Below are 2,720 nucleotides of genomic sequence, written 5' to 3'. Positions count from 1 at the left end.
GATGAGAGTTCGTCTGACAGTTGTGAAGAAAGCTGTGATGAAAGCTCATATGACAGTTCAAGTAGTAAATTCGAAGAAGTAAAAATGATGAACTAAAAATTAAGAAAGGAGAAACAGGATGAAAGTAGATTTATGCAGCCTTTCAAAAAAAAAAAGAAAAGGAATATAGTAATTTCTTTTGTTCTTTAATTATCTTTCTTACTCAAACTATTGAGGAACTTATGAATGGGGAATCCACACCAGTAAAAGTAAGGAAACAATTGGAATTAAATGTGGTAACTTCTATCTCGTTATTGTGGAATATGTATATGATCATGTTTACAAAAAATACATCCCACCAAAGGTTACGTTCACAGATATTTATCCAGGTTTTTGATGAAAAATACTCAAGAACATTGCAGCCCTTGATTCAACAATTTATCAAAGATATTGAAAATTATCACTTTATTAATAAAGACCATAAACTACAGACTGTGAAGATGTTAGAGCAAATTAACCAGTATCATTTAGTATGTTCATATGATAATAACTCAATTAATATAGATACACAACCTCCGGCTCCATGGTTAGCGAATCGTGTATACAATTGAAAAATTAAATCAGGAGTGAGTATTAGAATGAATGATTTACCATCGATAACTTTATGTATGATTGTTAAAAATGAAGCTAAGATGATTGATCGTTGTTTAAATAGTGTCAATGGAATCGTTAATGAAATCATTATCGTTGACACGGGTTCTACCGATTCTACCAAAGAAATAGGTGAGAATCATGGCGCCCGCATATATCCTTATCAATGGAGTAATAATTTCTCAGAAGCTCGTAATTATGGATTAAGTTACGCGACAGGGGACTGGATTCTATGGCTAGATGCTGATGAAGAATTAGATGAAACTGATAAAAATAATCTCCCAAAAATCTTGGGAGACACAAAAGCGAATATACTTGCACTGCCTGTATTAAATTACCACGGTCTAACAGAACCTGTAGATAAGAATCATTTGTTTTTAATCTATCAGCCTCGATTATTTCGTAACCATCTATCTATTAAGTTTATAAATCGGATTCATGAAAATGTTCATCTACCGGAAAATATTGACCAATTTATTGAAAATATTTCGGTATCTATTCATCATTATGGTTATTTGAAACAAATTACAGACGAAAAACACAAGGGCCGTCGTAACCTACGTTTACTTGAGATTGAATTGTCTGAGCCATCTCATAGTCCATGGATTGAATACCATATAGCAAGTGAATATTATCGAAATAATCAGTATGAAAAGGCCTTTATGTATGTAAATCAAGCTATTGTTGCCTTTATACAGAAGGGACTTATGCCGCCTTCCCTTTTATACAAACTAAAGTATGCTATTTTAATTGAAACAAATAGCTTAGATGGAGCTTGGCCAAGTATCGAAAAAGCAATTCTTCTTTACCCAGACTATGTAGACTTACATTTTTATAAAGGTTATATTTTGTATGAAAAAAAAGAATACGTTGAATCCTTAGAATCCTTCGAAAAGTGTCTAGAATTAGGAGAAAACAATACTAAATATCTCATATTAAAAGGAGTAGGCACATTTAAAGCATGGCATTATAAAGGACTTTGTCTAGAACATTTAGGAAGGACAGCTGAAGCACAAGCAGCTTTTGAATGTGAAGAAAATAGCCTTCTTTACTAAATGTATGCTCCACCGAGGCCCGAAAAAAATTTAAGAAAGAGAGATGGCGTATGTCTCAAGCGAATATACCGAATATAACTCCTGAGATCTCAATTTCAAGGAGTGATGTTATCAATCTTCTTTTGGCTTCGATAGCTCTTGAAGAAATTGGACTCGCCCACATCATCAATGCGGAAGCTGAAAAAGTACAATATGTACTTGGTACACTACCAGGATTGAAAACAGCAACTACGACAGAAGAAATACTTAAAGTGAATGACAGCGTTCAAGATATGCTTGAATTGGTGATTAAAAAAGAAATGCTTTTAGAAACGAAATTGAATAAAATCATTAAGACAATCTCTTAGCAAGGAAATATACAGTTTTAAAATTTAAAAACGATTTATCACCTTTAGATACAAGAGGGTGAAATAAATCGTTTTTTTTTAGGTATATAGGTATTTGAATTATACCTTTTTAGTAATTCTGAATAAACTACCCCTAGAACATTACTAGTTTTATATAATTTAAAGGATTGTTTGAAATATAAAATAAAGGAGAATATAAATGTCTCAACCAAATATTCCTAATATTTCACCCGACATTACGATTACAAGGGACGATGTAATAAACCTTCTCTTAGCTTCTATTGCATTAGAAGAGTTAGGATTAGCCCATATTATTAATGCAGAAGGAGAAAAGATTCAGTATGCACTCGGTACGTTGCCAGGATTATCAACTCCAGCAACCTTGGAAGAAATCTTACTTGTAAATAACAGCGTACAAGATGTGCTAGAATTAGCGATCAAAAAAGAAATGATATTAGATAATAAATTAAAGCAAGTGACCCAAATAACTACTCCTACAGGGATGACTGGAATTACAGGAGCCACTGGAGCAACAGGAGCCACGGGAGCTACAGGAGTAACAGGAGCAACCGGAGTCACAGGAGTAACAGGAGCTACAGGAACAGGAGTAACGGGAGTAACAGGTGTTACCGGGGCAACCGGAGCCACAGGAGATACCGGAGCACCGGAGATACCGGAGCCACCGGAG

Annotated in this window: 3 protein-coding genes and 1 pseudogene; all 4 read left to right on the top strand. The window is 34.2% G+C overall.

Annotation, left to right across the window (positions count from 1 at the left end):
* Positions 1–221 precede the first annotated feature (221 nt).
* Positions 222–590 carry a hypothetical protein gene (locus WYK_RS19640; RefSeq protein ID WP_040376150.1) on the top strand — a complete coding sequence of 123 codons (369 nt, stop codon included), beginning with the start codon at positions 222–224 and terminating at the stop codon, positions 588–590.
* A gap of 27 nt (positions 591–617) precedes the next feature.
* The gene (locus WYK_RS19635; protein ID WP_235782571.1) at positions 618–1,685 is read left to right on the top strand and encodes a glycosyltransferase family 2 protein; all 1,068 of its coding nucleotides are present in this window, start codon (positions 618–620) and stop codon (positions 1,683–1,685) included.
* A 50-nt stretch (positions 1,686–1,735) separates the two neighbouring features.
* A complete protein-coding gene (locus WYK_RS19630) occupies positions 1,736–2,032 on the top strand; it encodes a hypothetical protein (protein WP_040376149.1) in 297 nt (98 codons plus the stop codon).
* Between the two features lie 199 nt (positions 2,033–2,231).
* Positions 2,232–2,720, top strand: a pseudogene (locus WYK_RS19625) (collagen-like protein); the annotation flags it as partial.

The organism is Peribacillus psychrosaccharolyticus ATCC 23296 (assembly GCF_000305495.1).
Classification (GTDB): Bacteria; Bacillota; Bacilli; order Bacillales; family DSM-1321; genus Peribacillus; species Peribacillus psychrosaccharolyticus.
This window is presented reverse-complemented; position numbering and strand designations above follow the sequence as displayed.

Coding starts and splice junctions, on each gene's coding strand:
- WYK_RS19640 (WP_040376150.1), top strand. CDS start 222: ATGAATGGGGAATCCACACCAGTAAAAGTAAGGAAACAATTGGAATTA.
- WYK_RS19635 (WP_235782571.1), top strand. CDS start 618: ATGAATGATTTACCATCGATAACTTTATGTATGATTGTTAAAAATGAA.
- WYK_RS19630 (WP_040376149.1), top strand. CDS start 1,736: ATGTCTCAAGCGAATATACCGAATATAACTCCTGAGATCTCAATTTCA.